General features: G+C 62.7%; 17 protein-coding genes. 9 read left to right on the forward strand and 8 right to left on the reverse strand.

Annotation, left to right across the window (positions count from 1 at the left end):
- Positions 1-47: 47 nt before the first annotated feature.
- A complete protein-coding gene (locus SB756_RS11770) occupies positions 48-1268 on the reverse strand; it encodes an MFS transporter (RefSeq protein ID WP_410910873.1) in 1221 nt (406 codons plus the stop codon).
- Between the two features lie 345 nt (positions 1269-1613).
- Between SB756_RS11770 and SB756_RS11775 the strand changes: the two genes are divergently transcribed.
- Genes SB756_RS11775 through SB756_RS11785 form a run of 3 tightly spaced genes read left to right on the forward strand, consistent with a single transcriptional unit; the run spans position 1614 to position 4226 of the window.
- Positions 1614-3050 carry a cytochrome ubiquinol oxidase subunit I gene (locus tag SB756_RS11775; RefSeq protein WP_049275004.1) on the forward strand — a complete coding sequence of 479 codons (1437 nt, stop codon included), beginning with the start codon at positions 1614-1616 and terminating at the stop codon, positions 3048-3050.
- A gap of 3 nt (positions 3051-3053) precedes the next feature.
- Positions 3054-4061 carry a cytochrome d ubiquinol oxidase subunit II gene (gene cydB / locus SB756_RS11780; RefSeq protein WP_132842577.1) on the forward strand — a complete coding sequence of 336 codons (1008 nt, stop codon included), beginning with the start codon at positions 3054-3056 and terminating at the stop codon, positions 4059-4061.
- Positions 4062-4070: 9 nt separating this feature from the next.
- On the forward strand, positions 4071-4226 hold the full coding sequence (locus tag SB756_RS11785; RefSeq protein WP_016489104.1) for a DUF2474 domain-containing protein: 156 nt from the start codon (positions 4071-4073) through the stop codon (positions 4224-4226).
- Between the two features lie 88 nt (positions 4227-4314).
- Here the strand turns inward: SB756_RS11785 and SB756_RS11790 are convergent, their stop codons facing one another.
- The gene (locus tag SB756_RS11790; protein WP_341796781.1) at positions 4315-5439 is read right to left on the reverse strand and encodes a methyltransferase; all 1125 of its coding nucleotides are present in this window, start codon (positions 5437-5439) and stop codon (positions 4315-4317) included.
- A gap of 95 nt (positions 5440-5534) precedes the next feature.
- Positions 5535-6242: an autoinducer binding domain-containing protein gene (locus SB756_RS11795; protein WP_410910874.1), complete on the reverse strand. Its 708-nt coding sequence runs from the start codon at positions 6240-6242 to the stop codon at positions 5535-5537.
- Positions 6243-6453: 211 nt separating this feature from the next.
- Here SB756_RS11795 and SB756_RS11800 point away from each other — a divergent pair, with 211 nt between their 5' ends.
- Positions 6454-7230 (forward strand): ferredoxin--NADP reductase, encoded by a 777-nt coding sequence (locus SB756_RS11800; protein WP_341796779.1) that lies wholly within the window; start codon positions 6454-6456, stop codon positions 7228-7230.
- A 34-nt stretch (positions 7231-7264) separates the two neighbouring features.
- Here SB756_RS11800 and mscL read toward each other — a convergent pair whose 3' ends face one another.
- Positions 7265-7684, reverse strand: a complete 420-nt coding sequence (mscL, locus tag SB756_RS11805; RefSeq protein WP_043197833.1) for a large-conductance mechanosensitive channel protein MscL — start codon at positions 7682-7684, stop codon at positions 7265-7267.
- Positions 7685-7861: 177 nt separating this feature from the next.
- On the opposite strand from mscL, the gene radA reads away from it, so the two are divergent.
- Positions 7862-9232, forward strand: a complete 1371-nt coding sequence (gene radA / locus SB756_RS11810; protein ID WP_016497929.1) for a DNA repair protein RadA — start codon at positions 7862-7864, stop codon at positions 9230-9232.
- 233 nt (positions 9233-9465) lie between these two features.
- On the opposite strand, the gene SB756_RS11815 is transcribed toward radA, so the two are convergent.
- Together SB756_RS11815 and SB756_RS11820 are read right to left on the reverse strand one after the other, a co-directional pair.
- Positions 9466-10983 (reverse strand): nucleobase:cation symporter-2 family protein, encoded by a 1518-nt coding sequence (locus SB756_RS11815; protein WP_016497930.1) that lies wholly within the window; start codon positions 10981-10983, stop codon positions 9466-9468.
- 263 nt (positions 10984-11246) lie between these two features.
- Positions 11247-11612 carry a PilZ domain-containing protein gene (locus SB756_RS11820; RefSeq protein ID WP_341796777.1) on the reverse strand — a complete coding sequence of 122 codons (366 nt, stop codon included), beginning with the start codon at positions 11610-11612 and terminating at the stop codon, positions 11247-11249.
- Between the two features lie 177 nt (positions 11613-11789).
- Between SB756_RS11820 and SB756_RS11825 the strand changes: the two genes are divergently transcribed.
- The 3 genes from SB756_RS11825 (at position 11790) to yjiA (ending at position 15194) form a co-directional block, all read left to right on the forward strand.
- On the forward strand, positions 11790-13856 hold the full coding sequence (locus SB756_RS11825; protein WP_410910875.1) for a carbon starvation CstA family protein: 2067 nt from the start codon (positions 11790-11792) through the stop codon (positions 13854-13856).
- A gap of 17 nt (positions 13857-13873) precedes the next feature.
- Positions 13874-14071 (forward strand): YbdD/YjiX family protein, encoded by a 198-nt coding sequence (locus SB756_RS11830; RefSeq protein ID WP_003251633.1) that lies wholly within the window; start codon positions 13874-13876, stop codon positions 14069-14071.
- A gap of 145 nt (positions 14072-14216) precedes the next feature.
- Positions 14217-15194, forward strand: a complete 978-nt coding sequence (gene yjiA, locus SB756_RS11835; protein ID WP_410910876.1) for a GTPase — start codon at positions 14217-14219, stop codon at positions 15192-15194.
- Here yjiA and SB756_RS11840 read toward each other — a convergent pair.
- On the reverse strand, positions 15154-16641 hold the full coding sequence (locus SB756_RS11840; RefSeq protein WP_410910877.1) for a methylenetetrahydrofolate reductase C-terminal domain-containing protein: 1488 nt from the start codon (positions 16639-16641) through the stop codon (positions 15154-15156). The two genes, yjiA and SB756_RS11840, sit on opposite strands and share 41 nt — an antisense overlap.
- Positions 16642-16849: 208 nt before the next feature.
- On the opposite strand from SB756_RS11840, the gene SB756_RS11845 reads away from it, so the two are divergent.
- On the forward strand, positions 16850-17650 hold the full coding sequence (locus SB756_RS11845; protein ID WP_341796774.1) for a 5-methyltetrahydropteroyltriglutamate--homocysteine methyltransferase: 801 nt from the start codon (positions 16850-16852) through the stop codon (positions 17648-17650).
- A 61-nt stretch (positions 17651-17711) separates the two neighbouring features.
- On the opposite strand, the gene SB756_RS11850 is transcribed toward SB756_RS11845, so the two are convergent.
- The gene (locus SB756_RS11850; protein ID WP_410910878.1) at positions 17712-18890 is read right to left on the reverse strand and encodes an acetyl-CoA C-acetyltransferase; all 1179 of its coding nucleotides are present in this window, start codon (positions 18888-18890) and stop codon (positions 17712-17714) included.
- Positions 18891-18946 lie beyond the last annotated feature (56 nt).

An 18946-nucleotide genomic window follows, 5' to 3' on the forward strand; every position in this document is an offset into this window, starting at 1 on the left:
CTGTGGGAGCGGGCTTGTCCCGCGAAGAGGCCGGCACAGGCAACTGATCAACCGTTATGCAACCGGTCCCGCTTGGCCAGTGTCGGGAACATTTTTATCCACAGCCCCGTCACCACCAGTGTGCCCACCCCGCCCATCACCACCGCCGGCACTGTGCCAAACCAGTGCGCCGTCACCCCCGATTCGAACTCGCCGAGCTGGTTCGAGGCACCAATGAACAAGCCGTTGACCGCGCTCACGCGCCCGCGCATTTCGTCCGGGGTTTCCAGTTGCACGAACGAACTGCGAATGACCATGCTGATCATGTCCGCCGCGCCCAGCACCACCAGCACCGCCAGCGAGAACCAGAACGAGGTCGACAGGCCGAAGGCGATAGTGGCCACGCCGAACACGCCGACTGCGGTGAACATGGTTCGCCCGACGTTGCGCTCGAACGGGAAGCGCGCCAGCCACAGCGACATGCACAATGCCCCCACCGCTGGCGCCGAACGCAGCAGGCCCAGGCCCAGCGGGCCGGTCAGCAGGATGTCCTTGGCGAACACCGGCAGCAGCGCGGTGGCCCCACCCAGCAGTACGGCGAACAGGTCCAGCGAAATGGCGCCGAGGATGTCGGGACGACTGCGAATGAAGCGGATGCCGGCCAATAGCGATTCGATGCTGGCACGCCCGCGCTGCACCACCTGGCCGCGCGCCTGCAGGCTCAGGGTGAGCACGCAGGCGATGGCATACAGGGCCACGGTGGGGCCATACACCCAGAGGCTGCCAAAGGCATACAGGAAGCCGCCCACCGCCGGCGCCACGATGGTTGCCGACTGGGTAGCCGACGCCGAAGCCGCCACCGCTCGCGGGAACAGCCCGGGCGGCACCACGTTAGGTAACAGCGCCTGGGTCGCCGGCATTTCGAATGAGCGCGTGGCGCCCAGCAGGAAGGCGAGGGCGAAGATCAGCTCGCGGGTGACGTTGTCGGTGGCGCTGCCCACCGCCAGCGCCAGGGCGATCAGCCCCTGCAGGCTCTGGCACAGGGCGGCGACCTTGCGCCGGTCATAGCGGTCGGCCACATGCCCGGTGTGCAGCATGAACAGCACTCGCGGGGCGAACTCGACCAGGCCGACCAGGCCCAGGTCCAGCACATTGCCGGTCAACTGGTAGAGGTGCCAGCCAATGGCCACGGTGAGCATCTGGAAGCCACTGGCGGTGAATACACGGGCCAGCCAGAAGGCCAGGAAGGGGCGGTGGTGACGCAACAACTGCGGTGCGGAATCGGACATCGGAAACCAGGGGCCTCGGCGCAGTAGAGGGGGGCGCAGCGTATCACCTGTTTGTAACAAGCGGTTACTGTTTGCCCGGATCTGCACTTTTTCACGCGTTATGAAAGAGGGTGGGGCAACCGGTCACGCGGCAAACAGCCACACGGCCCGCCGGTCTATTCGGGACTATGCTTTCTAGCATTCGTTGATCTGGGTCAATCGTTCCAGATTCAACGAATTGGCCCTCTGGGCCGGAATCCCTGCGATCGAACAGAACAATTCCAACGCGCCGTACTCGACCAAGTGGGGGCAGTGGGCGACTTGGGCCACAAGCCCGGACGCCGGATTATCTGAAGAGGAAGCACCATGTTCGGAATAGAGGCCTTAGAGCTCGCCCGAATGCAGTTTGCCTTTACCGTTTCGTTCCACATCCTGTTCCCGGCCATCACCATTGGCCTGGCGAGCTACCTGGCAGTCCTCGAAGGCCTCTGGCTGCGGACCCACCAGCAGGTCTACCGTGACCTCTATCATTTCTGGTCAAAGATATTTGCCGTCAACTTTGGCATGGGCGTGGTCTCGGGCCTGGTCATGGCCTACCAGTTCGGTACCAACTGGAGCCGCTTCTCCGACTTCGCTGGCGCCGTCACCGGCCCGCTGCTCACCTACGAAGTACTCACTGCCTTCTTCCTTGAAGCCGGTTTCCTCGGTGTCATGCTGTTCGGCTGGAACCGTGTCGGCCGCGGCCTGCACTTCTTCTCCACGGTGATGGTGGCAATCGGTACGCTGGTTTCCACGTTCTGGATCCTGGCCTCCAACAGCTGGATGCAGACCCCACAAGGCCACGAAATCATCGATGGCCGGGTGGTGCCCGTGGACTGGTTTGCGGTGGTGTTCAACCCATCGTTCCCCTACCGGCTGATGCACATGGCCACGGCCGCGTTCGTTTCCACGGCGTTCTTCGTTGGCGCCTCGGCGGCCTGGCACCTGCTGCGCGGGCGTGACAACCCGGCGGTACGCAAGATGCTGTCGATGGCCATGTGGATGGCGTTGATCGTTGCCCCGATCCAGGCGGTGATCGGCGACTTCCACGGCCTCAATACGCTCAAGCACCAGCCGGTGAAAATCGCGGCAATCGAAGGCCACTGGGAGAATGTGCCTGGCGAGCCGACCCCGCTGATCCTGTTCGGTATCCCCGACATGAAGGCCGAGACCACGCGCTTCAAGGTCGAGATCCCGGCGCTCGGCAGCCTGATCCTGACCCACAGCCTGGACAAGCAGGTGCCGGCGATGAAGGAATTTCCGCCTGAGGACCGGCCTAACTCGACCATTGTCTTCTGGTCGTTCCGGATCATGGTCGGGCTCGGCTTGCTGATGATCTTCGTTGGCCTGTGGAGCCTCTGGCTGCGCAAGCGCGGCACGCTCTACACCTCGCGCCCGTTCCTGTATGTGGCGCTATGGATGGGGCCTTCGGGGCTGATTGCGTTGCTGGCCGGCTGGTTCACCACCGAGATCGGCCGCCAGCCCTGGGTGGTGTATGGCCTGATGCGCACGGCGGACGGTGTGTCCAACCACAGCTACGCCCAGCTTGGTTTCACCTTGGTGGCCTTCGTGGTGGTGTACTTCGCCCTGTTCGGCACCGGCCTTGGCTACATGATGCGCCTGGTGCGCAAAGGGCCGCAGACCGGCGAAGGCGACGAGCACACACCGGGCGGCCCTGGCCAGAAACGCACGCCGGCGCGGCCATTGTCTGCCGCCGATGATGGCCATGAGGCCAAGACTGCCAGCCTGAGCAAGGAGGACTGAGCCATGGGTATCGACCTTCCGCTGATTTGGGCCGTGATCATCATTTTCGGCGTCATGATGTACGTGGTGATGGACGGTTTCGACCTGGGCATCGGCATGCTGTTCCCGTTCGTCAAGGGCGAGCAGGACCGTGATGTGATGATGAATACCGTCGCCCCGGTGTGGGACGGCAACGAAACCTGGCTGGTCCTGGGCGGCGCCGGGCTGTTCGGGGCGTTCCCGATGGCCTATGCCGTGGTGCTCGAAGCCCTGTACCTGCCACTGATCCTGATGCTGATCGGCTTGATCTTCCGTGGCGTGGCCTTCGAGTTCCGCTTCAAGGCCACGGCCGACAAGCGTCATATCTGGGACAAGGCGTTCATCGGGGGCTCACTGGTCGCCACCTTCTTCCAGGGCGTGGCCCTGGGCGCCTTCCTCGAAGGCTTCAAGGTGGTCGACCGCCATTTTGCCGGTGGCACACTCGACTGGCTCACGCCGTTCAGCCTGTTCTGTGGGGTGGGGTTGATCGTTGCCTACACCCTGTTGGGGTGCACCTGGCTGATCATGAAGACCGAAGGGCCGCTGCAACAAAAGATGCATGACCTGGCCCGGCCTCTGGCGCTGGTACTGCTGGTAGTGATCGGTATCGTCAGCCTGTGGACGCCGATCGCTTATCCACAGATCGCCGACCGCTGGTTCAGCATGCCTAACCTGATCTGGTTCATGCCGGTGCCGCTGCTGGTACTGGTGACCTTCTACGGGCTGCTCAAGGCGGTGGCACGCCATGCGCACTACACGCCGTTCCTGCTCACCCTGGTGCTGATCTTCCTCGGCTACAGCGGCCTGGGCATCAGCCTGTGGCCGAACATCATCCCGCCGTCGATTTCGATCTGGGATGCCGCAGCGCCACCGCAAAGCCAGGGCTTCATGCTGGTGGGCACACTGTTCATCCTGCCGTTCATCCTCATGTATACCTTCTGGAGCTACTACGTGTTCCGCGGCAAGGTGACCCATGAAGACGGCTATCACTAGGAGGGCCGCATGATGACCGGCAAACATGGCCTGGAAGAGAAGAAACCGCTGTGGCAGCGACTGGGTTGGCTGGTGCTGATCTGGGCAATGAGCGTTGCAGCCCTGGGGGTGGCGGCGTGGGTGATGCGGCTTTTCATGGGGGCTGCGGGCCTTACCACCCATTGAGTAAGCCAGCTCCCACAGGTTAGCTACTGCCCTTGGGCAACGCTGAACCTGTGGGAGCTGGCTTGCCGGCGATAGGGCCGGTACAGGCTTACTTGCGGGCTTTCAGGATGACGAACTTGGGCGTCGCCGCCACCTGCTCCACCCCCCGGAACAACCGCGCCAGCTTGCTGTGATAGCCCAGGTGCCGGTTACCCACGATATACAACGCCCCACCTACCACCAGCGCCTCACGCGCCTGCTGGAACATGCGCCAGGCAAGGAAATCGCCCACCACCTGCTGCTGGTGGAACGGCGGGTTGCACAGCACCACATCGAGCGACTGCTTCTCCACCCCTGCCAACCCATCAGCCGCGACAAAAGTCGCCGGGCGCTCGCCCAGCGCGGCTTGCCAGTTTTCCTGCGCCGATTGCACCGCCATGTACGATTCGTCGACCAGCGTGTACTGGGCATCCGGGTTGGTCAGGGCGCTGGCAACGGCCAGCACGCCATTGCCGCAGCCCAGGTCTGCAACCCTCGCGTTGCCCAGGTCGCGTGGCAAATGCGGCAGAAATGCCCGGGTGCCGATATCCAGGCCTTCACGGCAAAACACGTTGGCGTGGTTGACCAGCTCCAGTGCCGGCGCGTCGAGACGGTAGCGGCTCGGGTAGGGCGAGCGGGCAACCGGCCGTTCGGCGAGCGTTGCGGTCAGCAGACGGGCCTTTTTCTGGGCGAGCGAGGCCTGCACCGGGCCAATGTACTTTTCCATCAGGTCGCCGGCTGCGTGTGGCAAGTGCTTGATCATCGCCCCGGCAATCACTTGCGCGCCAGGCGCCAGGTGGCCCTGCAGGCGGATCAGTTGTTCTTCAAGCAAGGCCAGGGTCTTGGGCACGCGCACCAGCACCCGGTCGAACGGGCCTTGCCAGCGTTCGCTGGCCGGTACGAAGGGCACGCTGTCGAACGGCAAGCCGTTGCGCGCCAGGTTCTTTTCCAGGGCCAGGTGCGCCAGGTGCGAATCGCCGCTGCTGACCACCTGCAGCCGGCCTGCCAGGCTGGCCGCCAAGGCACCGAAGCTGTCATTGAGCACCAGCACCCGGCAGTTGGCGTCGGGTGCCTGTTCGTGCAACTGCGCAAGCAGGTACTCGTCGGCGGCATCGAAAGCCTGCAACGGGTCGTTGGCCTGTTCCGGCTGGCGGATCAGGTCGAGTTCGGCGTAGGGGGTGGTCAACAGGGGCATGGCGTCTGGCTCGGGTATAAACTGCCCGATGCGGTTCGCCCCGGGCTTTGCCGGGCAATTCTACAGGGCTTTGCCCAAGGTCGCAGGTTTGAAGGTCAGATCCAGCCACGCATGGCGGCGATGGCGATGGCGCCTGCTTTGTTGGCGGCGTTGGTCTTGGTGATCACGCTGCGAATGTGGAAGTTCACCGTGCTCTGCGACAGTGAGAGGATGCAGGCCACGTCGGCTGCAGTCTTGCCGGCGGCCGACCATTTCAGCACTTCCAGTTCACGCTCGCTCATTTTCGGTTGCGATGGGCACAGTGCATTCAGGTGGTGTTCGCCGAGTACCGCATGCAGGGTATGGCACAGCCACTGCACGCTGCCGGCCTTGTCGTAAAGCTCGACGATGTCGATTTTTTCGGCTGGCCTGGCCACGCTGATCTGGCTCTCGTTGTGCTGCAGGTCGTGCAGTGATTGCGTCCAGCCATGGCGCAAGCCGTGCAGGCAGGCCGCTTCGCGAAACTGCGGGGCTTCACGATACAGTTCGTCGGTCCACAGCACCGGCATGGTCGAGCTATGGCTGACGTTGGCGGCCGGGTCCTGCTTGTAGAACTCATCGCGTTGGTAGCACTCGATCCACTCATCCGGGTAGTTGCTGTAGAGGTACACCCTGGGTGTCTGGGTGGCGATCTGGATGCGCATATTCAAGCCGAGGTATTCCATGCCCAGGTCTTGTGCCAGATGTACTGCGATGTCGAACAACTTCCGTGGCCTGCGCTCGTTGACGAACGCATGAAGGTGTTCGGGATTCCAGTGAAGCATCTGAAGCTCCTCGGGGTCTCGGATCCAATCCATTTGGGTACCCGGAACATTGTAGGAAAAGACCTACCATGGCGTTGGGATTATTTTGTTATAGCGATCTGGTTTTTCTGCAACTTCGGCACGATCACCCCTGATGAGGCCCTACAAAGCAGTGGTTTTTATCCGGGCCACTTTGCGCGACACTGTGCGCACGTCAAACCTGGAGCCCGATATGACCGCTAGCGCCGAAAAGTTCACCCGCCAGACCCTGCTCGATGTTCAGCCGCTCACGCCGAACCTCTTCAGCCTGCGGGTTACGCGCGATGCGGGGTTCCGCTTCCGGTCCGGCCAGTTTGCCCGCCTTGGCGTGACCAAAGCCGATGGCAGCGTGGTGTGGCGCGCCTATTCCATGGTCAGTGCACCCCATGACGAGCACCTCGACTTCTTCTCTATCGTGGTGCCAGGCGGGGAGTTCACCAGTGAGCTGAGCCGCCTGGGGGCGGGTGATACCTTGCTGATCGACCGCCAGGCTTTTGGCTTCCTTACCCTTGACCGCTTCGTAGGTGGCCGCGACCTGTGGCTGCTGGCGACCGGCACCGGAATTGCGCCATTCATGTCGATCCTGCAGGACTTCGAGGCCTGGGAGCGTTTCGACCGCATCAAGCTGGTGTATTCGGTGCGCGAGGCGAAAGAGCTGGCTTACGTGGATGAAATCGCCGGGCTGGAGCAGCGCGATTACCTGGCTGAGTACGCCGGCAAGTTGCAGTTCATTCCGGTGGTGACCCGTGAGCAGCACCCGGGGGCACTGAATGAGCGCATTACCACGCTGATCGAGAATGGCGACCTGGAGAAGGCAGCAGGGCTGGAGCTGTCGCCGGAACATTCGCGGGTGATGTTGTGCGGCAACCCGGAGATGATCGACGAGACGCGCAAGGTGCTGAAGGCGCGTGACCTGCAACTGAGCCTGAGCAAGCGGCCGGGACAGGTGGCTGTGGAAAACTACTGGTAATGCTTTTGGGGCCGCTGTGCGGCCCCCAGCAACCTCAAGGCAGCCGATTCTGGTTCTGCGTCTTGAGCAGATCGCGAATCTCGGTCAACAGGGTTTCTTCAGCCGAAGGCACTGGCGGCACAGTCGGTGCCACAGCTTCTTCACGCTTGAGCCTGTTGATTGCCTTCACACCCATGAATATGGCAAAGGCAACGATCACGAAGTCGATCACGGTCTGGATGAACTTGCCATAGGCCAGCACCACTGCCGGAATATCACCTTCGGCAGCCTTCAGGGTAATGGCCAGGTCGCTGAAGTCCACCCCGCCGATCAACAGACCCAGTGGCGGCATGACCACGTCTCCGACGAAGGACGAGACGATCTTGCCGAAGGCTGCGCCGATGATGATACCGACCGCCATGTCGACGACATTGCCTTTGACCGCGAAGGCCTTGAACTCACTGATCATGCCCATGTTTGGTTCCTTGTAACAAAAGGTAAGGTTAACGCAGTGTAAGCCACTAAAACGCTTCATGCGTTGTGTTCAGGGCTACTGACTGCGCTTAGAACGAATAGTTTTGTCGCATCCCGAAGCGTTCGAGACACGTCCGGCTCGGCTATCATGGCGGTTTTTTTCCAGGAGACCCCATCCATGGCCAAGGCCAAGCGCTTGTATGGCTGCACCGAGTGCGGCGCGACCTTCCCCAAATGGGCCGGCCAGTGCGGCGAATGCGGGGCCTGGAACACCTTGGTCGAAACCATGATCGAGAGCGGCGGTGCCGCTGCGCCCAGTACTGGCCGCGCCGGTTGGACCGGGCAGCAAGCGCAGATCAAGACCCTGGCCGAAGTCAGCGTCGAGGAAATCCCGCGCTTCACCACCAGCAGCACCGAACTGGACCGCGTGTTGGGCGGCGGCCTGGTGGATGGCTCGGTGGTGCTGATTGGTGGCGACCCGGGCATCGGCAAGTCGACCATCCTGCTGCAGACCTTGTGCAACATCGCCGTGGGCATGCCGGCGCTGTATGTCACGGGTGAGGAGTCGCAACAGCAGGTGGCCATGCGCTCGCGGCGCCTGGGCTTGCCCCAGGACAAGCTCAAGGTGATGACCGAAACCTGCATCGAAACCATCATTGCCACGGCACGCGTCGAGAAACCGCGGGTGATGGTGATCGACTCGATCCAGACCATCTTCACCGAGCAGTTGCAGTCGGCACCCGGCGGCGTGGCCCAGGTGCGTGAGAGCACGGCGCTGCTGGTGCGTTACGCCAAGCAGAGCGGCACGGCGATCTTCCTGGTCGGCCACGTGACCAAGGAAGGCTCGCTGGCCGGCCCGCGGGTACTGGAGCACATGGTCGATACCGTGCTGTATTTCGAAGGTGAGTCCGACGGCCGCCTGCGCCTGTTGCGAGCGGTGAAAAACCGTTTTGGCGCGGTCAACGAACTGGGCGTGTTCGGCATGACCGACCGGGGCCTGAAAGAGGTGTCCAATCCGTCGGCGATTTTCCTTAACCGTACCCAGGAAGAAGTGCCGGGCAGTGTTGTGATGGCGACTTGGGAGGGCACCCGGCCAATGCTGGTCGAGGTACAGGCACTGGTCGACGACAGCCACTTGGCCAACCCGCGCCGGGTAACCCTGGGCCTGGACCAGAACCGCCTGGCCATGTTGCTGGCGGTGCTGCACCGCCACGGCGGTATTCCCACCCACGATCAGGACGTGTTCCTCAACGTGGTGGGCGGGGTCAAGGTGCTGGAGACGGCTTCGGACCTGGCGTTGCTGGCGGCGGTGATGTCCAGCTTGCGTAACCGGCCACTGGCCCATGGGCTGCTGGTGTTTGGCGAGATCGGCCTGTCGGGCGAGGTGCGGCCGGTGCCCAGTGGCCAGGAGCGGTTGAAGGAAGCGGCCAAGCATGGCTTCAAGCGCGCCATCGTGCCCAAGGGCAATGCGCCGAAAGAGTCGCCGGCGGGGCTGCAGGTTATTGCCGTCACCCGCCTGGAACAGGCCCTGGATGCATTGTTCGAGTAATTCATGACCTGTCAGGGGACTCGCCGCCTCAGGATGGCGCGGTACCTGTAGGAGTAGCCTTGTGCTGCGAAGAGGCCGATATGGCCAGCAGATTTGTATGGGCAGCAATGGCCTCTTCGCAGCACAAGGCTGCTCCTACAAGGAGCGGGCAAGCCCGCGAAAGGGCCAGTACAGTCAAACGAAAAAGGGGCCGACGATGCGCGTCGGCCCCCCTCTCACCGCTCAGTCAGCGGTCAATGCTCGGCAACTGCCGCACGCCTGACCGTCTGGTTGCCATGCTCGTCCAGTTCCAGCAATGGCACTTCGTTTCCTTCGGCATCGAACAGCTTGCCATCCTTGAAGTAGTCGCCATCACGCAGTGCGGAAATGTCGGAGTACTGGATGGTGCGTTCGTACGCTGCGGCGAACACGGACTGGTTTTCCGAGTTGCCGGTGGTGAAGTGGTTGAAGATCAGGTTCAGCAGGATGGCCATGATCGCCGCCGAACTGATGCCCGAGTGGAAGATGGTCTCGAACCAGTTCGGGAAGTGGTGGTAGAAGGTTGGCGCGGCAATCGGGATCATGCCGAAGCCCAGCGAAGCGGCGACGATGATCAGGTTGACGTTGTTCTTGTAGCTGACCTTGGACAGGGTGCGGATACCACTGGCCGCCACCGTGCCGAACAGCACGATGCCCGCACCGCCCAGTACCGGGGTGGGTACTGCAGCAATCACCCGGCCCATGACCGGCAGCAGGCCGAGCACCACCAGGATCACACCGCCCGTGGCCACCACGTAACGGCTCTTGACCCCGGTCACGGCCACCAAGCCAACGTTCTGGGCGAACGCGCTCTGGGTGAACGAGCCGAAGATCGGCGCCAGGATGCTCGATGCCATGTCGGCGCGCAGGCCGTTGCCCAGGCGCTTGGAGTCGACCTTGGTGTCGATGATCTCACCCACGGCGAGGATGTCGGCCGAGGTTTCCACCAGGGTAACCATGATCACGATGCACATCGACAGGATCGCGGCGATGTGAAATTCCGGCATGCCGAAATGGAACGGCGTGGGGAAGGCGAACATCGCACCTTCGGTGACTTTGCTGAAATCGGTCATGCCCAGTGCCCAGGCGATCAGGGTACCGAGCACCATGGCCAGCAGGATCGACAGGCGCGAGATGGTCGCGCTGCCCAGCTTGCTCAGCAGCAGCACGATGGCGAAGGTCAGCCCCGCCAGCCCGATGTTGGCCACGCTGCCGAATTCCGGCGAGGCGCTGTTGCCACCCATCACCCAGCGTGCAGCCACCGGCATCAGGGTCAGGCCGATGGTGGTGATGACGATACCGGTCACCAGCGGTGGGAAGAACTTGGTGATGCGCGAGAACACTGGGGTGATCAGGAAGCCGATCAGCGATGCTGCCATGACCGCGCCGAGCACGCCTGGCAGGCCACCGCCGCCCTCGCTGCTGAGGATCGCCCCCATGGTGGCCACACCGGCGAACGACACGCCCTGCACCAGCGGCAACTGGCAGCCGAAGAACGGCAGGCCGAGGGTTTGCAGCAGGGTGGCCAGGCCACCGGCAAACAGCGAGGCAGCAATCAACATGCCGATTTCGGCGCCGTTGAGGCCTGCTGCCTGGCCCAGGATCAGGGGTACCGCGACGATCCCTCCGTACATGGTCAACACATGCTGCAAACCGTAAGCCAGGTTGGCACCAAGCCCGAGGTTTTCATCCTCGGGGCGCTTGGCGGGAGACGTGCTAGGGGACGTAGTCATGGAGCAGGCTCTCTGTTTATTTTTGTGTCGCTACTGTAGACAGTTCCGGCAAATGATTACCACAAGAATTGTATACAATATTTTGATCGGAGCGCGCACAAGGGCGGTCGCCGGATGTGCGAAAACCCAATGCAGAAGGCGTACCAACTCACCAAATGCTGTATTAGAGGGGTGTGTACAAAGTGCTGCTACCCAGGCTTAAAGCTGTCTGGGTAGACAGGAAACACATCGGGGGGAGGCTATTAGCTAGCTAAGAGATTTCATTATTCGATGAGTTCGCGCAGCTCACGCATCATTTCGGTGCTGTCGGCCACGTTCAATTCCACAAGACGGTGCAAGTGGCTCATCGAATCGATGTCGATGTACAGGCAGATGAAGCCTAGCCGGTCCGGTTCTTCGTGGCGCAGTTCGACCTGCATCTGCACCTCGGTCACTTCGTCGTTGAGCAGGATGTAGGCTTCGAAATCCTGGCTCAGGTCGGGATCCCAGGGTTTAGGCCTTTCGACCAGCAGGCCCTTGAGGGACAGGTCGAGCAGTTTCACCTCCCAGCAACGTTCGCCCTGGCACAGCCTGGTCGGGGCGTCGAACTGGATACGCTGGAAACGGCGGCGTTCGTCGTGATCGCTCATGGCGTGGATCCTCGGGTAGGTCCTAAAGTGACATCCTGACTATAGTTAGAAGGGTATGTGCATCAGGTACCGCAATCTGGCCGCAGAGGCTCTAGACCAAAGCAAGTGTGGCAATGCGCCTTGACTCGCCCTAGACTCGGTGGGCGGTCTTTCCAATCCACCAGCTGGAAGCTAACCATGAACAACAATAATAGCCTGCTACGCCACATTCCGTGGCTGGCGCTGGCAGTCATAGGGGCCTGCGCGCTGGGTGTGGTCGCCCTGCGTCGCGGTGAGGCAATCAACGCCTTGTGGATCGTGGTCGCGGCAGTGGCCATCTACCTGGTTGCCTACCGTTACTACAGCCTGTTCATCGCCACCAAGGTGATGCAACTGGACCCGCGCCGCGCTACCCCGGCGGTGCTCAACAACGACGGCCTGGACTACGTCCCGACCAACAAACACATCCTCTTCGGTCACCACTTCGCTGCCATCGCCGGCGCAGGCCCCCTGGTCGGCCCGGTGCTCGCCGCGCAAATGGGGTACTTGCCCGGCACGCTGTGGCTGATCGCCGGCGTGGTGCTGGCCGGTGCGGTGCAGGACTTCATGGTCCTGTTCATGTCCACCCGCCGCAACGGCCGTTCGCTGGGCGACATGGTGCGCGAGGAGATGGGCCGCATTCCGGGCACCATCGCCCTGTTCGGCTGCTTCCTGATCATGATCATCATCCTTGCGGTGCTGGCGCTGATCGTGGTCAAGGCCCTGGCCGAGAGCCCGTGGGGCATGTTCACGGTGATGGCGACCATCCCGATCGCGATGTTCATGGGCATCTACATGCGCTACATCCGCCCGGGCCGCATTGGCGAGATCTCGGTGGTTGGCGTGGTATTGCTGCTGGCCTCGATCTGGCTGGGCGGCGTGATCGCTGCGGATCCGGTCTGGGGCCCGGCGTTCACCTTCACCGGCGTGCAGATCACCTGGATGCTGGTGGGCTACGGCTTCGTCGCCGCAGTGCTGCCGGTGTGGCTGGTGCTGGCGCCGCGTGACTACCTGTCGACCTTCCTCAAGATCGGCACCATCGTTGGCCTGGCCATCGGTATCCTGATCATTGCGCCCGAGCTGAAAATGCCGGCGCTGACCCAGTTCACCGACGGCACAGGCCCGGTGTGGAAGGGCACCCTGTTCCCGTTCCTGTTCATCACCATCGCCTGTGGTGCGGTGTCGGGCTTCCATGCCCTGATCTCTTCGGGCACCACGCCCAAGCTGCTGGACAACGAAACCAACGCCCGTTACATCGGCTACGGCGGCATGCTGATGGAGTCGTTCGTGGCCATCATGGCCATGGTCGCCGCTTCGGTGATCGAACCGGGCGTGTACTTCGCCATGAACAGCCCGGCCGCCGTGGTGGGTGCAGACGTTGCGTCGGTGGCGCAGACGGTCAGCAGCTGGGGCTTCCTGATTACCCCTGAGCAGCTTGAAGCCGTCGCCCGTGACATTGGTGAGCACACCATCCTGGCCCGTGCCGGCGGTGCGCCAACCCTGGCAGTCGGTATCGCGCAGATCCTGCACCAGGTGTTGCCAGGTGAAAACACCATGGCTTTCTGGTACCACTTCGCGATCCTGTTCGAGGCGCTGTTCATCCTCACCGCAGTGGACGCCGGTACCCGTGCCGGGCGCTTCATGCTGCAAGACCTGCTGGGCAGCTTCGTACCGGCACTCAAACGCACCGAATCGTGGGGGGCCAACCTGCTCGCCACCGCTGGCTGCGTGGCAATGTGGGGCTATCTGCTGTACCAGGGCGTGATCGACCCGCTGGGTGGCATCAACACCCTGTGGCCACTGTTTGGCATCTCCAACCAGATGCTCGCCGGTATCGCCTTGATGCTCGGTACTGTGGTGCTGATCAAGATGAAGCGTCAGCGCTACATCTGGGTCACCCTGGTGCCGGCCGTGTGGCTGCTGATCTGTACCACTGCTGCAGGCCTGATCAAGCTCTTCGACCCGAACCCGGCCGTTGGCTTCCTGGCTTTGGCCAAGAAGTACAGCACCGCGCTGGACGCCGGCCAGGTACTGGCCCCGGCCAAGGACATCGGGCAGATGCAGCACGTGATCTTCAACGCCTACACCAACGCGGGCCTGACCATGCTGTTCCTGCTGGTGGTCTTCAGCATCCTGTTCTTCGCCATAAAGGTCGGCTACGGCGCCTGGGGCCGCAAGGAGCGCAGCGACAAGGAAACCCCGTTCCAGGCCTTGCCTGACGCGTAATCGAGAGGACTGCAATAATGTTCAACGACTTGGGTCGACTGGGGAAATACCTGGGGCAGGCAGCCCGCCTGATGGTCGGCATGCCCGACTACGACAACTATGTCGAACACATGCAGAAGACGCATCCGGACAAGCCGGTGATGAGCTACGAGGCGTTCTTCCGCGAGCGCCAGGAAGCCCGTTACGGTGGCAAGTCCGGGCCCAAATGCTGTTGAACCCTAAGCGTTGACCTGTCCGGCCTCATCGCCGGCAAGCCAGCTCCCACAGGTACTGCATAGGCCACAAGGTCTGTGCAGCTCCTGTGGGAGCTGGCTTGCCGGCGATGGGGCCACTGTTTTTTCCGCACAGGAGATGTTCTGCGTGCAGACGCCCATTCCCGTAACCGTACTTACAGGCTTCCTCGGTGCTGGCAAGACCACCTTGCTCAAGCACATGCTCAAGGCCGAGCACGGCCTGAAGATTGCCGTGATCGAAAACGAATTCAGCGAGGCCGGCATCGACAGCCAACTGCTGGGCGACGAGCCGGTGCAGGTGATGACCCTGGCCAATGGCTGCGTGTGCTGCAGCATCCACGGTGACCTCACCCGCGCCTTGTACCTGTTGCTCGAGCGCCTGGACGCAGGCGAGATTGCCTTTGACCGGCTGGTAATCGAATGTACCGGCCTGGCCGACCCGGCGCCGGTGGCGCAAACCTTTTTTATCGACGAGGACTTGCGTGAGCGCTACATCCTCGACGGCATCATCACCTTGGTCGACGCTGTTCATGCCGAACTGCACCTGACCCAGACCATCGCCCAGGCCCAGGTCGGCTTTGCCGATCGCCTGCTGCTGAGCAAGACCGACCTGGCCGAGCCGGCTGCGGTGCAGGCCCTGCGCGAGCGCCTGGCGCGCATCAATGGCCGGGCCGCCATCCGCGTTGTCGAACACGGCCGCATCGACCTGGCTGAGCTACTGGATGTGCGTGGTTTCAACCTCAACCCCGACCTGGGCGCGAACCTGAAACCGATGCTTCGCCCGGTGCTCAAGCCCGCCACCCCCGACCGTATCTCCACCATGGTGCTGCGCACGCAAACCGCGCTGGACATCGACCGCCTCAGCGGCTTCATGAATGAGTTGCTGGAAACCCACGGCAAACAGCTGCTGCGCTACAAGGGCGTGCTGAACATTGCCGGTGAAGACCGCAAGCTGGTGTTTCAGGGCGTGCTCAAGCTTTACGGTTTCGACTGGGATGCAGAATGGGCCGAGGGTGAAGCCCGCGAGAGCGTAATGGTGTTCATCGCCGATGAACTGCCCGAGGCTACGATTCGGGCTGGCTTCGAGGCGCTGGCTGCGGGCTGAGCCGGCGCGGCGTTGCGGCCTGGAACCACTGCGGCCATGAGCTGCGGTGGCGGGTTTCCACCTCGATGCACGGGATCAGGCGTTCGGTCAGCACCGACGTTTGCCGCACTGCCTTTGCCGTACGGTATTTGACGCTGTGGATGCACTCGCGGTCGCCGAATTCACAGCGGTTCAGCGCGGTACCGCCGCAGGGGCCATTGGCCAGGCCTTTGGGGCAGGTTTCCGGGCAGACGTACAGGGTGTCTTCCAGGCGGCAGCGGCCGCAGGTATCGCAACCCACCAGCGGCCGTTTCACCGCACGTTCCACCTTGTGCAGCACTTGTGCGCCAAGGTGCGTAGCCCACAGCGGTCGGCGTACCGCCCAGCCAAATGCCTTGCTCAGGCTGTTGCGGCGGCTGAACAGCAGTGAATGCATGCCGTGCATCAGGTGATAGCGTGCTTTCTCTTTGAACGAGGCATCGACCCGCGACTCGCCCTGGCGCCAGGCCGCTTGTGGCGGGTGGAATATCACGGCCGGCAGCCCGGGCATCTGCCAACTGGCCTGCCAGGCGGGCGCCCACTGCTCCAGCGTGTGGATCTGGGTTTGCCAGTGCTCGACACGGGCTTCCAGGGCCAGCAGCTGCTTCAGTTCGTGAACCCCCGACAGGTGCACACCGGCGTAGCCCATCAGTTTCACGCCAATGATCTGCAACGCCAGGCGGTCGACGCTGCGTGCCTGGGCAAAGGCCTTGGACTGCGCAGTCTCCGCTTCGAGCATGTCACGCATGGACGGTGTAACAGTGACCCCGGCCACGTGGTCGAGCATTGCCGCGCGCCCGTGGGTGAGGCTCATCAGGCAGGCCAGCATCGGCTTGGGCGTGGGCTGGCGACGCATCCAGTGCATGGCTTCCTGATGCTTGGCGGCATCGAAACCCAGTTGCAGGGTGAGCAAGTCGGCGCCTGCTGCGAGTTTTTTCTCGGCCTTGAAATACTGGGCGCCGCCTTCTTCCTCACAGTACTTGAACGGGTTCAGTGCAGCGCCCAGCAGCCAGTGCGGGCAAGCCTGGCGGGCAACCAGCAGGGCGGCGACCGATTCCAGGTAGCGCACCGGGCGCTGGCCAGGCTCGTGGCCGGGCAGGCGGTCGCCGGTCAGCAGCAACAGCTGGTCGAGGCCTGCGGCGTCCATGCGTTGCAGTTGGGCAAGCAGGTGGTGACGCTCGCGGTCCTTGCCGGAAAAATGCGGCAGGGCAGGTACCGGGTTGCTGAACGAGGCGAGGGCGTCCAGCGGCGACATGTCCAGCGGGCTGCCGACGCGATCGCCGATGGCCACGGTCATTGGCCAGCCGCACAGGTGCGCGCGGGCCATGATCGCTTCCATGGCGGCGAAGCGTTCTGCAGAAGGCTTGGGGACGAACTCCATGACGCAGACGAAGTTCTGTTCGCGCAGCGCGGTTTTCAGCAGGCTCATGTGGCCGGGCACCTGGTGTGGTCAGGGTGGCATTGTGCGGCAGAAGGCGGGCGGGGTCATGTCCGGATGCGCAGGTCGGTGCTCTGAATGAGACATCATCATGATCATGAAAAAATCTTGGGTTCATCTCAAATTTAATGAGTTTGTCTCAAACCGGTCTCAACCGGACAATCCCCTCATTCATTTATGCAGGCTGAAGGGACAATACATGGCACTGGCACACAACCTGGGCTTTCCACGCATCGACCACGACAGCGAGCTACGTGCCCGCCACTGGCAGGTGCAGAGAGAGGCCGGCATCGAACTGCTGCCAGTGGGCGACTTTGCCTGGTTTGACCAACCGTTCGACCTGGGCTGGGCGCAACTTTTCGACGAAGTGGCGCAAGCCAAGGCCTTGGGTCATGCGGTCAAGCCAGTGGTGATCGGCCCATTGACCTATCTGTGGCAGGGCGAAACCAACGACGGCATCGACACGCTGGAGCGCCTCGAACGCCTGCTGCCGCTGTATGACCAGCATCTCAACCGCCTGGCTACCCTGGGTGTCGAGTGGGTGCAGATCGATGAGCCGATTCTCGCCGAAGACCTTCCACAGGACTGGAAAAACGCTTTCGAGCGCGTCTATAACATCCTTCAACGCGCGCCTTTGAAGAAGCTGATTGCCACTTACTCTGGTGGCCTTGGAGGCAACCTCGGCCTGGCCGCGAACCTGCCGGTCGATGGCCTGCACATCGACCTGGTTCAGGCACCCGACCAGTACGTGACCATTCTCGATCGCCTGCCGGCCTACAAAGTGCTGTCGCTGGGCCTGGTCGATGGCGTCAACGCCGCGCCTTGCAATCTGGGAGAGACCTTGGACCTGCTGCACGATGCCCATGAGCGCCTGGGAGAGCGGCTGTGGCTGGCACCATCCTGCTCGTTGACGCGCAGCCCGGTGGAAGTGGCCGTGCAGAAGTGCCAGGAAGTGGCGGTGTTGGTTGCTGCACTGGAAGAGAACCGGGCTGCCGCTTGATTTTCGGCAGCCTGTGCCGGCCCGTTCGCGGGTGAACCCGCGAATAGGCCGGGCCTGCTGATCAGCGCTCGATCGCCAGCGCCACCCCTTGCCCACCCCCGATGCACAAGGTCGCCAGGCCTTTCTTGGCGTCCCGCTTGATCATCTCGTGCAGCAAGGTCACCAGCACCCGGCACCCGGAAGCGCCAATCGGGTGGCCCAGGGCAATCGCCCCGCCATTCACGTTGACCCGCGCAGCATCCCATTCCAGCACCTTGCCCACTGCCAGCGCCTGTGCGGCAAAGGCTTCGTTGGCTTCGATCAGGTCCAGTTCGGCCAGCTGCCAACCGGCCTTGTCCAGGCAACGCTGAGTCGCTGAAACCGGGCCGATGCCCATGATTGCCGGGTCTACCCCTGCACTGGCATAGGCGGCGATCTTCGCCAGTACTGGCAAGCCCAGGGCTTTGGCCTTGACGGCACTCATCAGCAGCACGGCGGCGGCGCCGTCATTCAGGCTGGAGGCATTGCCAGCGGTAACGCTGCCATCCTTCTTGAACGCAGGACGCAGTTTGGCCAGGGAGTCAGCGGTGGTGTCCGGGCGTGGCTGTTCGTCCTGGGCTAACACTTTGGGCTCACCCTTTTTCTGTGGCAGCACGATCGGGGTGATTTCATCATCGAAGCGGCCGGCCTCGATGGCCGCCACGGCCTTGCGCTGCGATTCGGCGGCAAAGGCGTCCTGCTGCTCACGGCTGAGGCCGTACTTGTCCACAAGGTTCTCGGCGGTGATGCCCATGTGATAGTCGTTGAAGGCATCCCACAGGCCATCGGTGATCATGCTGTCGATCAGCTGGCCATGGCCCATGCGCTGCCCAGTGCGGGCCGAAGGCATCACATAGGGGGCCAGGCTCATGTTCTCCTGGCCACCGGCAATCACCACCTCGGCATCACCGCAACGAATGGCCTGGGCGGCCAGGTGCAAGGCCTTGAGGCCCGAGCCGCAGACTTTGTTCAGGGTCAGCGCCGGTACGCTGTAGGGCAAGCCGGCCTTGATCGCGGCTTGGCGTGCCGGGTTCTGCCCGGCGCCGGCGGTGAGCACCTGGCCGAGGATCACTTCGTCCACCTGCGCCGGGGCCAGCCCGGTCTGCTCCAGCAGGCGCTTGATCACGGCGGCACCGAGGTCTACCGCAGGTACCGTGGCCAGGGCGCCCTGGAAGCTGCCGATGGCGGTGCGGGTAGCGGCGACGATGACCACGTCGTTCATTTGTTGTTCTCCGTGCGATGGGCGTAATGCCCAAGCATCGGTGGCTTTGGCTCATT

Source organism: Pseudomonas sp. SIMBA_068 (assembly GCF_046534705.1).
Taxonomy (GTDB): Bacteria; Pseudomonadota; Gammaproteobacteria; order Pseudomonadales; family Pseudomonadaceae; genus Aquipseudomonas; species Aquipseudomonas putida.

Coding starts and splice junctions, on each gene's coding strand:
- SB756_RS11770 (WP_410910873.1), bottom strand. CDS start 1,268: ATGTCCGATTCCGCACCGCAGTTGTTGCGTCACCACCGCCCCTTCCTG.
- SB756_RS11775 (WP_049275004.1), top strand. CDS start 1,614: ATGTTCGGAATAGAGGCCTTAGAGCTCGCCCGAATGCAGTTTGCCTTT.
- cydB (WP_132842577.1), top strand. CDS start 3,054: ATGGGTATCGACCTTCCGCTGATTTGGGCCGTGATCATCATTTTCGGC.
- SB756_RS11785 (WP_016489104.1), top strand. CDS start 4,071: ATGATGACCGGCAAACATGGCCTGGAAGAGAAGAAACCGCTGTGGCAG.
- SB756_RS11790 (WP_341796781.1), bottom strand. CDS start 5,439: ATGCCCCTGTTGACCACCCCCTACGCCGAACTCGACCTGATCCGCCAG.
- SB756_RS11795 (WP_410910874.1), bottom strand. CDS start 6,242: ATGCTTCACTGGAATCCCGAACACCTTCATGCGTTCGTCAACGAGCGC.
- SB756_RS11800 (WP_341796779.1), top strand. CDS start 6,454: ATGACCGCTAGCGCCGAAAAGTTCACCCGCCAGACCCTGCTCGATGTT.
- mscL (WP_043197833.1), bottom strand. CDS start 7,684: ATGGGCATGATCAGTGAGTTCAAGGCCTTCGCGGTCAAAGGCAATGTC.
- radA (WP_016497929.1), top strand. CDS start 7,862: ATGGCCAAGGCCAAGCGCTTGTATGGCTGCACCGAGTGCGGCGCGACC.
- SB756_RS11815 (WP_016497930.1), bottom strand. CDS start 10,983: ATGACTACGTCCCCTAGCACGTCTCCCGCCAAGCGCCCCGAGGATGAA.
- SB756_RS11820 (WP_341796777.1), bottom strand. CDS start 11,612: ATGAGCGATCACGACGAACGCCGCCGTTTCCAGCGTATCCAGTTCGAC.
- SB756_RS11825 (WP_410910875.1), top strand. CDS start 11,790: ATGAACAACAATAATAGCCTGCTACGCCACATTCCGTGGCTGGCGCTG.
- SB756_RS11830 (WP_003251633.1), top strand. CDS start 13,874: ATGTTCAACGACTTGGGTCGACTGGGGAAATACCTGGGGCAGGCAGCC.
- SB756_RS11840 (WP_410910877.1), bottom strand. CDS start 16,641: ATGAGCCTGCTGAAAACCGCGCTGCGCGAACAGAACTTCGTCTGCGTC.
- SB756_RS11845 (WP_341796774.1), top strand. CDS start 16,850: ATGGCACTGGCACACAACCTGGGCTTTCCACGCATCGACCACGACAGC.
- SB756_RS11850 (WP_410910878.1), bottom strand. CDS start 18,890: ATGAACGACGTGGTCATCGTCGCCGCTACCCGCACCGCCATCGGCAGC.